Source organism: Acinetobacter pittii, from assembly GCF_034067285.1.
GTDB classification, from domain to species: domain Bacteria; phylum Pseudomonadota; class Gammaproteobacteria; order Pseudomonadales; family Moraxellaceae; genus Acinetobacter; species Acinetobacter pittii_E.
Genome location: NZ_CP139286.1, coordinates 2,236,382 through 2,253,531 on the forward strand (window position 1 = coordinate 2,236,382; position 17,150 = coordinate 2,253,531).

The following is a 17,150-nucleotide window of genomic DNA, read 5'->3' on the forward strand; positions in this document are numbered from 1 at the left end:
CAGCCTCTACTCATCAAAACTCAAACGAACATTTGGGCCTTTTGGTAAGGTTTGACAGCTAAGCACATAGCCCTTTTCAACTTCATCTTTTTCAAGACTATAGTTCAGGAACATATCGACTTCACCAGAAATAACTTTACAACGACAAGTCGCACACACCCCACCTTTACAGGCATACGGTAAGTCAGCACCCGCACGTAAAGCCGCATCAAGAATACTTTCATCGTCTTGAGCCACAGAAACAATCAGCTCACGACCATCTAAAATGATGTTTACCTTTTCTTCTTTACGATTTGCATCCGCTTCAACACTACGTTTACGCGCTTGTCCCGTATGGAAACGTTCGGTGTGAATTCGCACTTTTGCAATACCAAAGTTCGGCAAGGTGCTTTCTACAGCATTCATCATTTCGTCTGGACCACAGGCAAACACATGGTCAAAACTCGTTTCAAGCACTTCAAAATCAAAAAGTTGTTTTAGCTTTTCTTCATCAATACGACCATTCATCAGTTCACTATCGTTGAACTCACGAGAAAAAATATTGATGAGTTGAAAGCGTTCTTTAAACTGATCTTTCAAATCCATAATTTGCTCGGCAAACATGGTCTGTTTCCATGAGCGATTGCCATAGAGCAACGTAAATTTAGCTTCAGGCTGTTCAAATAAAACTTGCTTAACAATTGATAAAATTGGAGTAATACCACTACCTGCAGCAACACCTAAATAGTTTTGCCCGCCGATTTTGGCTGCTTTTTGAAAAAACACACCTTGTGGTGGCATGACTTCAAGCACATCACCTACTTTTAAATGATCATTGGCCCAGTTTGAAAATTGACCCTGATCAATTTTTTTAACCGCAATACTGATGTCTTCTTTGCCTGCATAGCTACAAATTGAATAACAACGGCGGATTTCACCCGCTTCGGTTAAATGGCGAATGGTTAAGTGTTGACCAGGTTGAAATTGAAATTGTTCTTGTTGTTCAGGTACAACGTCAAATGCAATACAAATTGCCTGATCGGTTTGCGGTGTAATACTTTTTACTTTTAATGGTACAAATTGGCTCATGGCTGATTTCCTTATCTAAAGACTTAAATACATTTGAAGTAATCAAAAGGCTCAAGACAGTCCTGACATTTATAAAGTGCTTTACAGGCGGTAGAACTAAACTCTGTTAACAGTCGGGTATGTCGGCTTTTACAACGTGGACACTCGACACCATCATTTAAATGAACGTGAGTTCCACACTGATGCGCCAACCCTTCAGGTGGTGCAATGCCATAAACTTGCAGTTTCTTTTTCCCTGCTTCAGACATCCAGTCCGTGGTCCATGCTTCTGACAAATCGACCATGACTTTGACTGGTGTCAAAGCTTCTGCGGTAAAGGCTTCAGCAATTTGTGCTTTCAACATATCTGTTGCTGGACAACCGCTATATGTCGGGGTTAAACGAACAATAATTTCTTGTTGATCGTTAATCTCTACACCACGGATCATCCCCAAATCGACAACCGATAAAACCGGAATTTCAGGGTCACTGACCGTTTGTAGAACATCCCAACATTGGTCGATGCAATGACGAATCATTTGCATGGCTCACCTCCTTGTCTTACCAGGTCATTCCCGGATAAGTTCTTTGAATACATTGCATTTCAGCCAACAAATAACCCAAATGCTCGGTATGCAATCCTTGTTTCGCACCACGGCGATAAGCATCGTTCACAGCAACATTTAATTCAAAACGCTTAAGCTCATCTGCAATGATTTGGTTCCATTGTTCTTTTTCATTTGAAAAATCTGGAATCACACCTTCTGCAACTAATGCTTGTTCGTCTGCACTCAGTTCAAATAACTCAGCGGTAAAGCGCCATAAATTATTTAAACCGTCTTGTACACGTTGATGCGCTTCATCTGTGCTTAAACTTAAACGCTCCATCCAGCTTGTCGAAAAGCGGATGTGATACTTCACTTCTTTTAAAGATTTCACAGCAAGCGCGCTTAATTCAGGAAGTGAACTCTGCGTTAAAGCAGTAAATAAATGAAGATGATAATGATCCATCAACCACTGGCGTACGATCGTTTGTGCAAAGTCACCATTCGGCTGTTCACACAACAAGAGGTTTAAAAACTCACGTTCTATACGGAAATACGCAAGTTGGTCTTCATCACGTTGAGCTTCATCATATTGACCAGCCAAAGTCAGAAAGTTTCTTGCCTGACCCAACAAGTCCAAGCCGATATTTGCTAAGGCAATATCAATTTCTAGCTCAGGTGCATGCCCGCACCATTCAGCCAAACGCTGAGATAAAACCAGTTGACTGTCGCCAATATGTAATAAGAATTTAGATAAAACTGAATGATTCATTTGCCATTCCCCTTACATGTGCTCAATGCCATCTGGGATATGGTAAAAAGTCGGGTGACGATAAACCTTGTCTAAAGAAGGATCGAAAAATTCAGCTTTTTCATCTGGCTGTGATGATTTAATCAGTTCAGAACGAACTACCCAAATGCTAATTCCTTCATTACGGCGTGTATAAACATCACGAGCATGTTGCAGTGCGATTTCATCATCAGGTGCTCTTAAGCTGCCTACATGACGGTGGCTTAAGCCTTGTTTACTACGTACAAATACTTCGTAGAGCGACCAGTTGTTTTTATCTTCCATTTTGATTTCCTCAAATTTTTCCATAAATCTTGTTAAGCCACTTTGTTTGCTTCAAGCTGCTGCTTTTTCGCGTAGACCACTGCTGCATCACGAACCCATTTGCCGTTTTCCCATGCTTTACGGCGTGCTTCGATACGCTCGTGATTACATGGTCCACGTCCGGCAATCACTTCATTAAATTCGTGCCAGTCAATCTCGCCAAACTCATAGTGGCCTGTTTCTTCATTGAACTTTAAATCTGGGTCCGGCACTTCTAAGCCAAGCTGCAACACTTGTGGCACAGTGTTATCAACGAACTTTTGACGTAATTCATCGTTACTAAAACGTTTGATTTTCCACGCCATGCTTTGTGCGCTGTTTGGAGAATGCTCATCACTTGGGCCAAACATCATGAGTGCTGGCCACCAGTAGCGATTTACTGCATCTTGTGCCATCTGCTTTTGTTCCGGTGTACCGTTTGCCAAAGCCATCATGGCTTCAAAACCTTGGCGTTGGTGGAAACTTTCTTCTTTACAAATACGTACCATTGCACGTGCATATGGCCCGTAAGAGGTACGGCAAAGTGCAACTTGGTTCACAATGGCTGCCCCATCGACAAGCCAGCCAATTGCAGCAACATCTGCCCAAGTCAAAGTTGGGTAGTTAAAGATTGATGAGTATTTCATTTTCCCATCAATCAATTTTTCCATCATGTCATCACGGTCAGCGCCTAAAGTTTCTGCTGCGCTATACAAATACAAACCATGACCCGCTTCATCTTGTACTTTCGCCAATAAAACTGCTTTACGTTTTAAAGTTGGCGCACGAGTAATCCAGTTCCCTTCAGGCAACATACCTACAATTTCAGAATGGCCATGTTGCCCGATTTGACGAATCAATGTTTTGCGATAGGCATCAGGCATTTGATCCTTAGCCTCGATCGTAATTTCATTGGCAATATTTTGTTCAAATTTCTGGTAGTTGTTTTCCATTCTTTCATTCCCTGTAGGCATCACCCTTAAATCTATTTTTCGATACACCAAAAACAAAGTCAATCACTTTTTTAGTATCAAATTAAATACAACCAATAATTTGAAATTAAATATTTGAAATTACTAGATTTAAATCAATTGTAAAAAACCTTTTTACTTTTACAAATCAAAATAAAGTTGACTTTTTGACAAATTAATCTGAAATTATGAATCATATTTTTGCATTTTTTATAATTGATGTATCACATAAAAAAGGAGTTTGGTCATGCTTGAACAAGCACACCTAGAAGGAACCTCAACTGACACAGATTTTCAGCAGTCTGAGTATCAACTGCCTCACCTTGCTTCTTATGTCTATGGAACATGGCATTCGACGGGCGAAGAACTACGTCCTGTTTACCATGCCATTACGGGTGAACCGATTTATGCCGTAAGTAGTCATGGCATTGATATGAAACGTGTTGTTCAATATGCCAAACAAAATGGTTCAGAACTGGCTAACTGGACGTTTCATCAACGCGCTAATGCTTTAAAACAAATTGCCCAATATTTACTGGAACGTAAGGAAGAGTTTTACAAACTTGCTTATGCAACAGGTGCAACTCGTAAAGATGCATGGATTGATATTGAAGGTGGCATCCAGACATTATTTGCTTATTCAAGTTTGGTTCGCCGTGAACTTAATGACGAAAAAATTATTACCGAAGACAGTTGGATTCAACTATCTAAAAATGGAACTTTCGGTGCTAAACACATTTTAAGTCCTAAAGCGGGTGTGGCCGTTCACATTAATGCTTTTAACTTCCCAATTTGGGGAATGCTTGAAAAGATCGCTCCGACGCTACTTGCAGGTGTGCCATGTATTGTTAAACCTGCAACCGATGGTGCTCAATTAACTCAAGCGGTTGTAAAAGCCATTGAAGAAGCACATGTATTACCAAAAGGCTCGCTACAACTCATTTGCGGTCAGACTTATGACTTGTTAGAACAGTTAGGCCCACAAGACTGCGTGACTTTTACAGGTTCCGCCTACACAGGTCAAAAACTACGTAACCACCCTCACCTCAATAAATATTCAATTCCATTTAGCATGGAAGCTGACTCGGTAAACAGCGCAATTTTAAGCCCTGAAGCAAATGAAGAAACTGTCGATTTATTTGTGCGTGAAGTCTTCCATGAGATGACGACAAAAGCAGGCCAAAAATGTACTGCAATTCGTCGTGCTTTCGTTCCTGAAAATTTATTAGCAACTGTACAAGAGAAGCTCACTGCCAAACTTGCTAAAGTTGTGGTGGGTGACCCTCAAAAAGAAGAAACCACCATGGGTGCTTTAGCCAGCATTAAACAAAAACATGACGTTGCAGAAAAAGTTGCTGAACTCAGCAAAGATGCAAAAATTGTTTTTGGTGGCAACGAGACCTTTACGTTTAATGCAGACCATCCTGAAAAAGGTGCTTTTTTCGCTCCAACTTTATTGGTGTGCGAACAGCCTTTACAAGCGACGAATGTTCATACCACGGAAGCTTTCGGTCCGGTATGTACACTCATGCCATATCAAAACATTGAAGAGCTTAGCGATCTTGTTTCACGTGGTGAAGGTAGCCTAGTGGCTTCTGTCGTTAAAAATAACGATGAGAATATTGAGCAGATTATTCAAAAAATTGCACCTTGGCATGGCCGTGTGCATGTACTCGATGCAGAATCTGCAAAAGAAAGTACAGGCCATGGTTCACCGCTCCCACATTTAGTACACGGCGGTCCTGGTCGTGCAGGTGGCGGTGAAGAGTTAGGTGGTATTCGTGCCGTTAAACACTACATGCAGCGCACAGCAATTCAAGGTTCCCCAAATAGCCTGACTCAAATTACCCACTCATGGACTGCCGGCTCGAAAGTTAACGAAGACCGCGTACATCCATTTAAAAAGTCTTTTGATGAGTTAGTAATTGGTGAACGCCTATTAACAGCACGTCGTACAGTGACTGAAGCTGATATTGTCAATTTCGCTTGTTTAAGCGGTGACTACTTCTACGCACATACCGACAAAATCGCAGCGGCCGAGTCTTTCTTTGGTGAGCGTGTGGCACACGGCTACTTCATTGTGTCTGCCGCAGCAGGTCTATTTGTCGATGCAGCACAAGGCCCTGTGATTGCCAATTATGGTATGGACAACTTACGCTTTGTTGAACCGGTTAAAATCGGTGACTCCATTCAGGTTGAACTCACCTGTAAACAAAAAACACCTAAACCACAAAAAGATCCGTCTCAGCCTGCACATGGCGTTGTCGTGTGGGATATTAAAGTCAAGAACCAACGTGGGGAACTTGTCGCAACTTACGACATTTTAACCTTAGTTGCTCGCGAAGCTTAATGTTTAAAAAGAGATGGGGTCACCTCGTCCCCATCTCTTTTTTTTTAGCACTCAATTGCGTTAACAGCGAGGCCACCTTTTGAAGTCTCTTTATATTTCTCAGACATATCTTTGCCTGTTTCCTTCATGGTCTGAATCACTTTATCTAGCGTGACAAAATGTTCATCGTCATCATGAAGTGCCATTTGTGCTGCATTAATAGCTTTTACGGCTGCAATTGCATTTCGTTCAATGCAAGGCACCTGAACCAAACCACCAATCGGGTCACACGTTAAACCTAAATTATGTTCAAGCCCAATTTCAGCCGCATGTTCCACTTGCTCAGGTGAGGCACCTAAAATTTCGGCTAAACCTGCCGAAGCCATCGCACACGCCGAGCCGACTTCGCCCTGACACCCTACTTCTGCACCAGAAATAGAAGCATTGAGTTTACATAAAATGCCAACGGCTGCTGCACTTAAAAAGAAACGAACCACTTTATCTTCGGAAAAGTCTTTAGAGAAAGTCACGTAGTAATATAAAACTGCCGGAATAATCCCTGCCGCACCATTTGTAGGGGCTGTTACTACTCGGCCGCCAGCGGCATTTTCTTCATTGACGGCTAAAGCAAATAAATTAACCCATTCCATGGCATGAAAAGTTGTCACAATCAGGTTTGAGTTTTTCTTATTTAATAACTTATCATGAATTTTCTTGGCCCGACGCTTTACGTTTAACCCACCCGGTAATATGCCTTCATTAATTAATCCGTTGTGAATGCACTGCTGCATCACTTTCCAGATTTCCATAATCTTGCTACGAATCTCAGTTTCACTACGCCAGCTTTTCTCATTTTCAAGCATTAACTCGCTCACTGATAAATGATGAGTTTTACATAAGCTTAAAAGTTCAGCCGCGCTATGAAACGGATATGGAACCTTAACGTCGTTGGTTTCAGTTTGGGTGTCTGCTAATTGTCTTTGGCTAACAATAAAGCCACCACCAACCGAATAGTAAGTTTCTGCATATAAAATTTCTTGAGCCTCGTTATACGCAATCAATTCCATTGCATTAGGGTGATAAGGCAAAGATTCATCTAAAAAAAGCACATCATGCTTATAGTCAAAAGAAATACTCTTTTGCTGATTAAGCTGGATGGCTTTATTTTCAAGTACATCTTCAATCAAGCTTGTACTTACTTGAGTATCAATATGTTCAGGGTCAAAGCCCATTAAGCCTAACAGTACTGCCTTGTCTGTCGCATGACCAACACCGGTTGCCGACAGCGAACCGTATAACTTCACCTGAACTCTTACCGTTGCTTGTAAATCGTTTTGCTTCAATAAATCATCCACAAAACTGTATGCCGCTCGCATTGGTCCAACTGTATGGGAGCTAGATGGGCCGATGCCAATTTTAAAAAGATCAAATACACTAATAAACACGTGGTCCTACCTTCGATTCATTATTATTCGTATGTTCGTCATTATTGTGTCCTTTCGGATAGTTCTAAAATTATCATTAAGCCGACTATAAAGCACTGAAAATAAATGGCTCATAGCCTAAAAACAACGCAATCAACTTCTAATTCAATATTTAAAAAAAAATGGAATTTTCCATTAATTTAAATGGTAACTTACTCAATAAATATTTAAAAATTGTTCTTTTAAGCGAAAGAAATAGCGTAGTGTTCCTAATTTTTTATAAAAAATATTTGGTTTTTAAACTATATACTTGAAAAGTAAATTATTTAAAACTAATTAAAAACAACAATTTATATAATATTCAGATCATTCTCTGCCAACAAATAGAATAAAAATTCCCCTATTTACCAATAACCATATATCGTATACGATATATGAAAGAACAATAGTTCTGTCGTTAAGGAAAACGTAATGACAAGTCAGTTTAAAAAACAGTTATCTCTAATGGATCTTACATTCATTGGCTTAGGCGCCATTTTCGGTTCAGGATGGTTATTTTCAGCAAGTCATGTGGCCTCTCAAGCCGGCCCTGCGGGTATATTGTCATGGATTATTGGCGGCTTTGCCGTTTTAATTCTGGGAATTATTTATTGTGAGTTAGGTGCAGCCTTACCACGAGCAGGCGGTATTATCCGTTATCCCGTATTTTCACATGGCCCTTTACAAGGATACTTACTGGGTTCTGTGACCGTCATTGCCTTTTCAAGTTTAATTGCAATTGAAGTCGTCGCTGCTCGTGAATATGCAGCAGCATGGTTCCCCTCGCTTACAGCCGTCAATGATGGTGTCCGGTCTCCAACTACCATTGGATGGTTATTTCAGTTTGCGCTTTTATGCGTATTTTTTGCATTGAACTATTACAGCGTAAAAACCTTTGCAATTGCCAACAACCTCATCAGTGCATTGAAATTTGCTGTACCAGTTTTAGTAATGGTCGCACTTCTATACCATTTTAAACCTGCAAACTTTTCAATGACCGAGTTTGCCCCAATGGGTGCTCACGGCGTACAAGGTGCCGTATCTGCTGGTGGTATTATTTTTGCGTATTTAGGTTTAACGCCAATTATTTCGGTGGCAAGTGAAGTAAAGCGTCCTCAATTTACGATTCCTTTTGCGCTCATCTTATCTGTCGTTTTGGCAACGATTATTTATGTAGTGCTTCAAGTTGCTTTCTTGGGTGCAGTACCCACCGATATGTTAGCAAATGGTTGGTCAGGACTCAGTGACAAATTCCCATTACCTTACCGCGACATTGCCATGTTATTAGGTTTGGGATGGTTAGCTCTGTTAGTTGTTTCAGATGCCATTATTTCTCCGTCTGGCTGCGGCAACATCTATATGGCTGCAACTCCACGTGTCATTTATGCATGGTCGAACAGTAATACATTCTTCCGTATTTTTACACGTGTAGATCCAAAATCAGGCATTCCACGTTATGCCTTATGGTTAACATTTGCACTTTCTGTATTTTGGACTATGCCGTTTCCATCTTGGGATAAATTAATTTCTGTGGTTTCGGCAGCTTTAGTTTTAAGTTATGCCCTAGCTCCTGTCACAGTCGGTGCTTTACGTCGTAATGCTCCTGAGCTAGAACGTCCATTCTATGTAAAAGGCTTTACCGTTCTCGGCCCACTCGCTTTTGTCATTGCATCTTTTATTGTCTATTGGTCTGGCTGGAATGTGATTTCATGGTTATTAAGCGCACAAATCGTATTGTTTGCACTCTACGTTATTTTTAAACGCTATGTGCCAACCCAAGAAGTCAGCCTAGCTCAACAATTAAAGTCCTCAGCGTGGCTCCTTGTTTACTACATTCTAATGATTATTGCTTCTTATCTTGGCAGCTTCGGTGATGGCGCATCACACCTATTGGCAGCGCCATTCGACACATTATTAGTGATGGTGATTTCTCTTGGTTGTTACTACTGGGGTATACGCTCAGGTTTACCAAAAGCACTGATTAAAAATGACGATGAAGCTTAGCAATTGCTTGCTTAAACACATATAAGTTAAGGTTTTCTTTTGATTAATACCGTATACAAAATACAATATTTCAAATGTAAAACCTTCGCTTTGATAACTCTCCAACGTCAGAAGAAGCACTTTTGACGTTTACTCTAAAGTGAGGTTGATAATGTCAAATATTACTGGTCAAAATTTTATTGCAGGTCAACGTTCAAGTGCAGGCAATAAGTTTGTCTCAAGCTACGATGCTGCAACAGATGAAGCATTACCTTATCAGTTTGCTCAAGCAACTCCTGAAGAAATTGATCAGGCCGCTCAAGCAGCCGCATTGGCTTATCCGGTTTTTAGACAAACTACGCCAGAACAACGCGCTGTTTTTCTAGAAACAATTGCCAGTGAAATTGATGCGCTTGATGACCAGTTTATTGCAACAGTCTGTCAAGAAACTGCCTTACCAGAAGCGCGTATTCGCGGTGAACGTGCGCGGACTACAGGTCAATTACGTCTGTTTGCTCAAGTATTACGCCGTGGCGACTATTTAGGTGCGCGTATTGATTTGGCTTTACCTGAACGTCAACCACTTCCACGTCCAGATTTACGCCAATATAAAATCGGTGTTGGACCAGTTGCCGTATTTGGTGCAAGTAACTTCCCTCTCGCCTTTTCTACTGCGGGTGGCGATACCGCTTCAGCACTTGCGGCTGGATGTCCAGTTATTGTGAAGGCTCATAGCGGTCACATGGCAACGGCCGAATCAATTGCAAACGCCATTTGTAGTGCGATTGAGAAATGCGCTATGCCAAAAGGCATCTTTAGCATGATTTATGGTCAAGGTGTCGGTGAACCACTCGTAAAACATCCAGCAATTAAAGCCGTTGGATTTACAGGTTCACTTAAAGGTGGCCGCGCTCTGTGCGATCTAACTGCTGCACGTCCTGAACCCATTCCAGTTTTTGCTGAAATGTCTAGCATTAACCCAATGGTTTTATTACCCGAAGCTCTGAAAGTGCGTGGTGACAAAATCGCAAACGAACTTAGTGGTTCAGTGGTTTTAGGCTGCGGTCAGTTTTGTACCAATCCGGGTTTAATTATTGGAATTAAATCACCTGAGTTCAGCGAATTTATGGCTCAGTTTACGGCTGCAATGGCCCAGCAACCGTCACAAACCATGCTTAACAAAGGTACTTTAAGAAGCTACGAGCATGGCCTGAAAGAATTACTCGCACATGACAAAATAGAGCATTTAGCGGGCCAACCGCAGCAAGGTCATCAAGCCTATCCTCAGCTCTTTAAAGCCGATGTATCTCTTTTACTAGAGCATGATGAATTACTGCAAGAAGAAGTATTCGGCCCAACGACGATTGTAATTGAGGTTGAATCCGCAGAGCAGCTCACTCTAGCTTTAAATGGCCTACGTGGTCAACTTACAGCATCATTAATTGCCGAACCGCAAGACTTTGAAAAATTCGCGACCCTTATTCCGTTACTTGAAGAAAAAGTAGGACGTTTACTTCTAAACGGCTACCCAACAGGCGTTGAAGTCTGTGATGCCATGGTACACGGCGGGCCTTATCCTGCAACTTCAGATGCACGCGGTACATCGGTAGGAACCTTAGCAATCGAGCGTTATTTACGACCAGTATGTTATCAAAACTATCCAGATCAGTTATTGCCACTCGCCCTTCAAAATGCCAATCCGCTTGGTATTGCGCGCTTAGTCAATGGTGAAATGAGTAAAGCTGCTCTTTAATATTTTTAAAGGAGTTTATCTAAGAGATGAACTCCTTTTTTTAGTTCAAAGCCTCCAGCGTAATCGCACATTATTTAAATAAAAAAGTGCAAAAAATGAATAGCAAGATGCTCCATTAAATTAATGCGTAACATATTTTTAAATAAGGATATTGGTATATGACGACAACATTAAAAAAGGTAGTAGCGGCCTCTATGGTCGGCTCCGTAGCTGAATGGTATGAATTTTTCCTATATGGAACTGCTTCTGCCCTTGTCTTTGGCGAACTTTTCTTTCAACAAACGGGCAATGCTATAGATGGTATTTTGGCGGCCTTTGCCCTGTATGCTGTTGGCTTTTTAGCACGACCTATTGGCGGCCTCGTGTTTGGCCATTACGGCGATAAAATTGGACGCAAGAAATTATTGCAAATTAGCCTGATTATTGTTGGTATCACTACTTTTTTAATGGGCTGTATTCCGACCTTTCATCAAATTGGCTATTGGGCTCCTACACTCCTAGTAATACTGCGTTTAATTCAAGGCTTTGCTTTTGGCGGCGAATGGGGCGGCGCAGTCATTTTGGTTTCAGAGCACAGTCCAGATGATCGCAGAGGTTATTGGGCAAGCTGGCCACAAACTGGCGTACCGCTCGGGAATTTAGTGGCAACACTGGTTTTATTGTTACTTTCAAAAAACCTCTCACCCGAACAATTCCTAGATTGGGGATGGCGCTGTGCATTCTGGTTCTCAGCAGTCGTTGTACTGATTGGTTTATGGATTCGAAAAAATGTAGACGATGCCGAAGTATTTAAAGAAGCTCAGGCCAAACAACAGCTTCTTGAAAAGCAACAGCTCGGGATTATTGAGGTTTTAAAATATCATAAGAAATCTGTTATTGCAGGTATCGGTGCCAGATTCGCAGAAAACATTTTGTACTATATGGTGGTTACTTTTTCGATCAGTTATTTAAAGTTAGTCGTTCATAAAGATACTTCACAAATTTTACTGCTCATGTTTGGCGCTCATCTGATCCATTTCTTTATTATTCCTTTTATGGGGCATTTAAGCGATATATTTGGCCGCAAACCTATTTATCTTATTGGGGCTGTACTTACTGCTTTTTGGGGGTTTGTCGGCTTTCCTTTAATGGATACAGGCAATGACTGGCTCATTATGTTGGCAATTGTGCTTGGTTTATTTATTGAGTCCATGACCTACTCGCCTTACTCTGCATTAATGACCGAGTTATTTCCAACTCACATCCGCTATACGGCGCTTTCATTTTGTTATCAAGTCGCGCCAATTATGGCAGGTTCGCTTGCTCCATTAATTGCCCTGACATTACTCAAAGAGTTTAATAGCTCGGTTCCGATTTCTTTATATTTGGTTGCCGCAAGTCTGATTTCTATTGTCTCGATTTTGCTTGTGAAAGAAACCAAAGGCCGGTCATTGGCTTTTAAAGATTAATCTTTAAGATATAAATTAAGCGCTTAATAATCATTTTGGGTTGTTCTATACAACCCAATTTTTTTATCTAAATATTTTTGATAGAGGCTCGATACAAGGTAGGTGACATGCCTGTATGCAACTTAAACTGACGACAAAAAGCACTGTGGTCGGTATACCCACAGCGCAAACCAATTTGAGTAATGGGTAAATCTGTGGCCAACAATTCAGTGGCGACTTGAAGACGAATTTTGCTAATCATTTGCCGCGGCGTTAAATGGTATATTTTTTTGCAATACCGTTCTAATTGAGCTACCGACACACCTGCAATTGCAGTCAAATGCGCTAATGTAATGGTTTCGGCATAATTCTTTTTAATATAGTCCTCAACCTGAACCATTTTGTAAAAAGCAGGATGTGTATTTTCAGGCACATTTAAATCATTAGAAATACCCGCTATTCCTACCAAGTTTCCTTCCGCATCGAATAATGGTTCTTTATAAGTCAAACACCAGCCCGACTGATTTTTTGCATATAAATGCAGTTCTAATTGCTCTGTTAACTTTTTACCGCGGCGAATAACTTGCAAGTCTTGCGATGTATATATTTTTCCGAGGGAATGAGGAAAAACCTCTTCTGAAGTTTTCCCAATCAAAGCAGATTTATCTTTTAGACCGCAACGATTTACTAATGTTTGGTTGACGAACACATAGCGCGCTTCAGTATTTTTGATGAAAAATACCACCGAAGACAAAGCATCAAACAATGGTTCTATACTTTCCAGATTTTTTAAGAAATCTTCCAAAGTTGTGGTTAGTTTCGGAATTTGAACCAAAGTCATGAGCTAGAGCGGACAAAGTTATAACTTGTCTACTCTAGAACATTTCATTTTTGATTTAAAGGAGAAGTAGACATCGCCATTAGGCTTTTTACACGAGTAGGAAGTAATGGGGGCCGAGAGTTAGGCAACTGCCAATCAAACAGGCAGGCCGCTGCTGTTGCACATGTGCTTCCCTGACATGCTCCCATTCCACAACGTGTATGTAATTTTACATCAATCCAACTACTACGCACGGCAACTTTATCAAAAGTTACATCTTCACATCGACAAAAAATAGTGTCTGGACGCGCAAGCGTTTTTAACTCAGTCCGTAATTTGAAGCTTTTCTCAAGAAGATTTGCAAATAAACGATACCGCTGTCTTTGAGCAAATAATTGTCTAGCTTTTTCATTTTGACCTATAGCAGCATAACCTGCGATGCTACCTTCAACCATCGCCAGCTCACTTCCGCCAAAACCTGTACACTCACCTGCTGCCCAAACCTGCGGCTGTGATGTACGTTGATAGTCATCGACCGCAATCGCATTGTCCTTAATTTGACAACCCATTAACTGGCCTAATTGAGTATTCGGCACTAAACCAAACCCGCACGCGAGTCGATCACACTCAATTTCAATGATTCCTTTCGGCGTTTTTAGTTTTACTCGTTCAAGACGCTCTTGACCAATCGCTTCAATCACATAACTGTCAGGTTGATATAAACGATGAGGTAAAGATAAGGCCTGTATTATTTTCGCAGGCCAGCGCCAAAGTTGTAATGCAAATTTACGAACAGAAGATGAAGCTGCCTGTTCGGCAACATAGAGAACCTGAGCCTCTGCTTTTTTTGCTGTGTCCGCACTTGCTAAAAGTAATGGTCCGGAACCCGCTATCACAACACGTTCATTTTTGACTGGTATGCCTGCCTTAATTAAAGCTTGCAAACCACCTACCCCTGTTACACCAGGTAAGGTCCAACCAGGAAAAGGCAAAAACAGTTCTCTTGCTCCCGTACACAATATAAGCTGACGATAAGACAAGTTTAGGCTGTCATGAGGTCGCTCAACGAGTAATTGACCTACAAAAGGTGCAGCGACAATCTTGGCACCAAACATAAATTCAATATTAGGATAAGCCTTGATTTGTTGATATTTTTGCTGCGCCATTTCAGGTACAGGAAAAATCGGTCCAGCGCGCCAGATTTGACCACCCGCCTGTGGGTTATTATCTAATATTAAAATTCGCCCGCCACTCTCGGCAGCTGCAATAGCAGCTGACAACCCCGCAGGTCCAGCACCGGCAACCACTACATCGTATTGTTTTTCCATTATTGTGTTTCCACCTTCATGTCTTGCTGGCACAGCGTCTGACAAGCAAGCACTCTAAGTCCATTAATATTGACACGACATTCCTGACAAACTCCCATTCCACAAAATGGAGTGCGTTTTTCCCCACAGACAGACAAACGGCTATAAGACTTCACTTGTGCTAAAGCAGCAGCAACACTGGTGCCCTCAATCACAGAAACCGATTGGCCGTTAATAAAAAGCTGAATCATCTATGCAGCTCCTATAAAGCGATGAGGTAAAAAAGGTTCTGGATCTATATCAAAAGTTAATCCACATACGTGTGAGGCAATAAGTCTTGCTGTACCTGTTGCTGTGGTTACACCTAATCCTTCATGTCCTATCGCTAAATAAACCGATTGAAATGCAGGATGTCGTCCAATTACCGGAATACCATCTGGTGTCGCTGCACGAAAGCCAGTCCATGCCCGAATAACATTAAGATCAACCAAAGCTGGAAAATAATCCGCAGCTTCTTTAAGCACCCGAGTAAAGACTTCCGGCTCTACACTCGGATCAACCGTATTAAACTGACGAGATGACCCAATAAAAAGCTGGCCTGTCGGTCTAGGCTGAATATTACAAGCCACCGAAATTCCACTTGTCGCTTGAGTGCTGGCCGCATAAGCCAAAGCCACCAACGTATGTTTTACATTTAAATCAGGGTAACGATCGGTAATAGCCAAATGACCTTTTTTAGGTTCAATCGGTAGCTCTGGAAAAAAATCTGTCGCATGAATACCATTAGCCAAAACGATATGCGCAGCTTCTAGCCATGTTCCATCACTTAACTGAACCCGATTTTCTTCAATATGAATAACTTTAGCTTGTTGAACCTGAACCTTGTGGGGAAATTTTTTTAATAACCATTCAGCGGCACAGGGTGCATATAAAATTCCATCATCAAAAACTTCTAAACCACCATAAAGACCATGCTTTAAGTGGGGTTCGAGCTGACCGATTTCATCTGCATTTCGAAGTTGGCAACGGACGCCTTGTGCAGTGAGACGTTGATATTTTTCCTCAGCAATCTGCATTTCTTCTGGGCTACTTGCCAGCCATAAAGTTGGCGTTTGGTGATAGGCACATTCGTCCGAAAGCTCATGCCCTAATTCATGCCATAGCTGAACTGACCAATGACTAAGTTTTAATTCGGCTTCCAAGTCATCCATAATGACCAAATGCCCCATGCCCGCGGCTGTTGCCCCACCGATACGAGCATCTAAAACTTGCACATTTAAGCCTTGCCGAGCTAACTCATAAGCACATGCGGCACCTACAATGCCTGCCCCAATGACGATGGCATCGGTTCTCATAGCTGAATACCCCAAGCAAATGGGTCATTTTCATCCATAAATAAAGTTGCTTCGGCACTCATGTAAGCTTCACCACGAATGGTTGGAATCACATAGTCCCCTGCTTGCTCATACGAGGCAATAAATTGGCTACCAATAATGCTGGCTTGTTTCCATAACTTTCCTGGCTCAAGTTTGCCATCTGCTGCCAAGCAAGCAATTTTCGCACTCGTTCCGGTTCCACATGGTGAACGGTCATAGGCCTTACCAGGGCACAGTACGAAATTTTTACTGTCTGCATCGGTGTCACTTGTAAACAACTCGATATGGTCAATTTCTTGCCAATCTTTACCGGTTATTCCTTTTGCTGTAAGGGCTTGTCTAACCGTCCATGCATATTCGGTAAGTTGGTCCAAATTATCACTTGCGACACGTTGACCATGGTCATTAATCAAGAAGAACCAGTTACCACCCCATGCAATATCACCAGTAACTTTTCCATATTTTTCAACGTCAACTTCGACTGCTTTTTTATAACGATATGCAGGCACATTTCGTACACTAACCGAATGATCTTCATGAAGCGTCGCTTCAACATCACCTACTGGAGTTTCAATTAAATGCGTGCCTACTTGTATTTTTCCCAAGTGTGCTAACGAAGCCACTAAACCAATTGTGCCATGACCACACATGCCTAGGTAGCCCGTGTTGTTAAAGAAAATAACACCCGCGCTCGCTTTGGGATTGACTGGTTTACACAATAACGCTCCAACTAAAACATCATTACCGCGCGGCTCTAACATGGTTGCTCTACGGAAATGGTCATATTGTTCTGATAATATTTTTCGGCGGCTTTCCATGTCTCCTTTGCCTAAATCAGGAAAGCCTTCAAGTACTAAGCGTGTTGGTTCACCACCAGTATGAGAATCCAAAATTTTTACTGTTTTCATAGAAGTATCCTTACATTTTTTTCTAGGATGACTGATCTCAAAACAGCAAGCTTGATCGTTTTCTTATAAATCTATGACGAAATCAGCATAGTGAAAACTTGCTTCATCTAAAATAAAGACAAAAAAAT

The 17,150-nt window shown here is 41.5% G+C and carries 15 protein-coding genes; 4 read left to right on the top strand and 11 right to left on the bottom strand.

Features of this window, described 5'->3' with window-relative positions:
* Nucleotides 1–6: 6 nt before the first annotated feature.
* From paaE to paaA, 5 genes are read right to left on the bottom strand one after another with little or no spacing between them, the layout of a single operon-like run.
* The gene (gene paaE / locus SOI81_RS10515) at nt 7–1,068 is read right to left on the bottom strand and encodes a 1,2-phenylacetyl-CoA epoxidase subunit PaaE (RefSeq protein WP_320540674.1); all 1,062 of its coding nucleotides are present in this window, start codon (nt 1,066–1,068) and stop codon (nt 7–9) included.
* A 23-nt stretch (nt 1,069–1,091) separates the two neighbouring features.
* Nucleotides 1,092–1,592 carry a 1,2-phenylacetyl-CoA epoxidase subunit PaaD gene (paaD, locus tag SOI81_RS10520; RefSeq protein WP_005303779.1) on the bottom strand — a complete coding sequence of 167 codons (501 nt, stop codon included), beginning with the start codon at nt 1,590–1,592 and terminating at the stop codon, nt 1,092–1,094.
* A gap of 16 nt (nt 1,593–1,608) precedes the next feature.
* On the bottom strand, nt 1,609–2,364 hold the full coding sequence (gene paaC, locus SOI81_RS10525) for a 1,2-phenylacetyl-CoA epoxidase subunit PaaC (RefSeq protein WP_320540675.1): 756 nt from the start codon (nt 2,362–2,364) through the stop codon (nt 1,609–1,611).
* A 12-nt stretch (nt 2,365–2,376) separates the two neighbouring features.
* Complete coding sequence (gene paaB / locus SOI81_RS10530) at nt 2,377–2,667, bottom strand: 1,2-phenylacetyl-CoA epoxidase subunit PaaB (protein ID WP_000389648.1); 291 nt, start codon at nt 2,665–2,667, stop codon at nt 2,377–2,379.
* A 32-nt stretch (nt 2,668–2,699) separates the two neighbouring features.
* Entirely contained in the window at nt 2,700–3,638 is a 939-nt protein-coding gene (gene paaA, locus SOI81_RS10535; RefSeq protein ID WP_014206395.1) for a 1,2-phenylacetyl-CoA epoxidase subunit PaaA, read from the bottom strand.
* A gap of 265 nt (nt 3,639–3,903) precedes the next feature.
* Here paaA and paaZ point away from each other — a divergent pair, with 265 nt between their 5' ends.
* Nucleotides 3,904–6,006, top strand: a complete 2,103-nt coding sequence (gene paaZ / locus SOI81_RS10540) for a phenylacetic acid degradation bifunctional protein PaaZ (protein WP_320540676.1) — start codon at nt 3,904–3,906, stop codon at nt 6,004–6,006.
* Between the two features lie 44 nt (nt 6,007–6,050).
* On the opposite strand, the gene sdaA is transcribed toward paaZ, so the two are convergent.
* Nucleotides 6,051–7,430 (bottom strand): L-serine ammonia-lyase, encoded by a 1,380-nt coding sequence (gene sdaA / locus SOI81_RS10545; RefSeq protein ID WP_320540677.1) that lies wholly within the window; start codon nt 7,428–7,430, stop codon nt 6,051–6,053.
* 450 nt (nt 7,431–7,880) lie between these two features.
* On the opposite strand from sdaA, the gene yveA reads away from it, so the two are divergent.
* The 3 genes from yveA to abaF all read left to right on the top strand — a co-directional run bounded on the left by yveA (nt 7,881) and on the right by abaF (nt 12,632).
* Nucleotides 7,881–9,452: an APC family permease gene (gene yveA / locus SOI81_RS10550; RefSeq protein WP_320540678.1), complete on the top strand. Its 1,572-nt coding sequence runs from the start codon at nt 7,881–7,883 to the stop codon at nt 9,450–9,452.
* Nucleotides 9,453–9,603: 151 nt separating this feature from the next.
* Nucleotides 9,604–11,184, top strand: coding sequence for an aldehyde dehydrogenase (NADP(+)) (locus SOI81_RS10555; RefSeq protein ID WP_320540679.1), 1,581 nt, complete (start codon nt 9,604–9,606; stop codon nt 11,182–11,184).
* Nucleotides 11,185–11,342: 158 nt separating this feature from the next.
* Nucleotides 11,343–12,632: a fosfomycin efflux MFS transporter AbaF gene (gene abaF, locus SOI81_RS10560; RefSeq protein WP_061875057.1), complete on the top strand. Its 1,290-nt coding sequence runs from the start codon at nt 11,343–11,345 to the stop codon at nt 12,630–12,632.
* 67 nt (nt 12,633–12,699) lie between these two features.
* Here the strand turns inward: abaF and ybbB are convergent, their stop codons facing one another.
* From ybbB to SOI81_RS10585, 5 genes are read right to left on the bottom strand one after another with little or no spacing between them, the layout of a single operon-like run.
* Nucleotides 12,700–13,452, bottom strand: coding sequence for an AraC family transcriptional regulator (ybbB, locus tag SOI81_RS10565; RefSeq protein ID WP_216968991.1), 753 nt, complete (start codon nt 13,450–13,452; stop codon nt 12,700–12,702).
* 44 nt (nt 13,453–13,496) lie between these two features.
* Complete coding sequence (gene ooxA, locus SOI81_RS10570) at nt 13,497–14,759, bottom strand: FAD-dependent oxidoreductase (RefSeq protein WP_320540680.1); 1,263 nt, start codon at nt 14,757–14,759, stop codon at nt 13,497–13,499.
* Nucleotides 14,759–14,989 carry a 2Fe-2S iron-sulfur cluster-binding protein gene (locus SOI81_RS10575; RefSeq protein ID WP_239969734.1) on the bottom strand — a complete coding sequence of 77 codons (231 nt, stop codon included), beginning with the start codon at nt 14,987–14,989 and terminating at the stop codon, nt 14,759–14,761. Before SOI81_RS10575 ends, ooxA begins: the two co-directional genes overlap by 1 nt.
* Nucleotides 14,990–16,093 (bottom strand): FAD-dependent oxidoreductase, encoded by a 1,104-nt coding sequence (gene ooxB, locus SOI81_RS10580; RefSeq protein ID WP_320540681.1) that lies wholly within the window; start codon nt 16,091–16,093, stop codon nt 14,990–14,992.
* Nucleotides 16,090–17,022 carry a 4-hydroxyproline epimerase gene (locus tag SOI81_RS10585; RefSeq protein WP_320540682.1) on the bottom strand — a complete coding sequence of 311 codons (933 nt, stop codon included), beginning with the start codon at nt 17,020–17,022 and terminating at the stop codon, nt 16,090–16,092. Before SOI81_RS10585 ends, ooxB begins: the two co-directional genes overlap by 4 nt.
* Nucleotides 17,023–17,150: the final 128 nt, after the last annotated feature.

What these genes read in the sequence shown, in the direction of transcription:
- paaE (WP_320540674.1), bottom strand. Translation starts at nt 1,068, where the DNA reads ATGAGCCAATTTGTACCATTAAAAGTAAAAAGTATTACACCGCAAACC.
- SOI81_RS10575 (WP_239969734.1), bottom strand. Translation starts at nt 14,989, where the DNA reads ATGATTCAGCTTTTTATTAACGGCCAATCGGTTTCTGTGATTGAGGGC.
- abaF (WP_061875057.1), top strand. Translation starts at nt 11,343, where the DNA reads ATGACGACAACATTAAAAAAGGTAGTAGCGGCCTCTATGGTCGGCTCC.
- paaC (WP_320540675.1), bottom strand. Translation starts at nt 2,364, where the DNA reads ATGAATCATTCAGTTTTATCTAAATTCTTATTACATATTGGCGACAGT.
- paaZ (WP_320540676.1), top strand. Translation starts at nt 3,904, where the DNA reads ATGCTTGAACAAGCACACCTAGAAGGAACCTCAACTGACACAGATTTT.
- ybbB (WP_216968991.1), bottom strand. Translation starts at nt 13,452, where the DNA reads ATGACTTTGGTTCAAATTCCGAAACTAACCACAACTTTGGAAGATTTC.
- SOI81_RS10585 (WP_320540682.1), bottom strand. Translation starts at nt 17,022, where the DNA reads ATGAAAACAGTAAAAATTTTGGATTCTCATACTGGTGGTGAACCAACA.
- paaB (WP_000389648.1), bottom strand. Translation starts at nt 2,667, where the DNA reads ATGGAAGATAAAAACAACTGGTCGCTCTACGAAGTATTTGTACGTAGT.
- SOI81_RS10555 (WP_320540679.1), top strand. Translation starts at nt 9,604, where the DNA reads ATGTCAAATATTACTGGTCAAAATTTTATTGCAGGTCAACGTTCAAGT.
- ooxA (WP_320540680.1), bottom strand. Translation starts at nt 14,759, where the DNA reads ATGGAAAAACAATACGATGTAGTGGTTGCCGGTGCTGGACCTGCGGGG.
- yveA (WP_320540678.1), top strand. Translation starts at nt 7,881, where the DNA reads ATGACAAGTCAGTTTAAAAAACAGTTATCTCTAATGGATCTTACATTC.
- paaD (WP_005303779.1), bottom strand. Translation starts at nt 1,592, where the DNA reads ATGCAAATGATTCGTCATTGCATCGACCAATGTTGGGATGTTCTACAA.
- paaA (WP_014206395.1), bottom strand. Translation starts at nt 3,638, where the DNA reads ATGGAAAACAACTACCAGAAATTTGAACAAAATATTGCCAATGAAATT.
- ooxB (WP_320540681.1), bottom strand. Translation starts at nt 16,093, where the DNA reads ATGAGAACCGATGCCATCGTCATTGGGGCAGGCATTGTAGGTGCCGCA.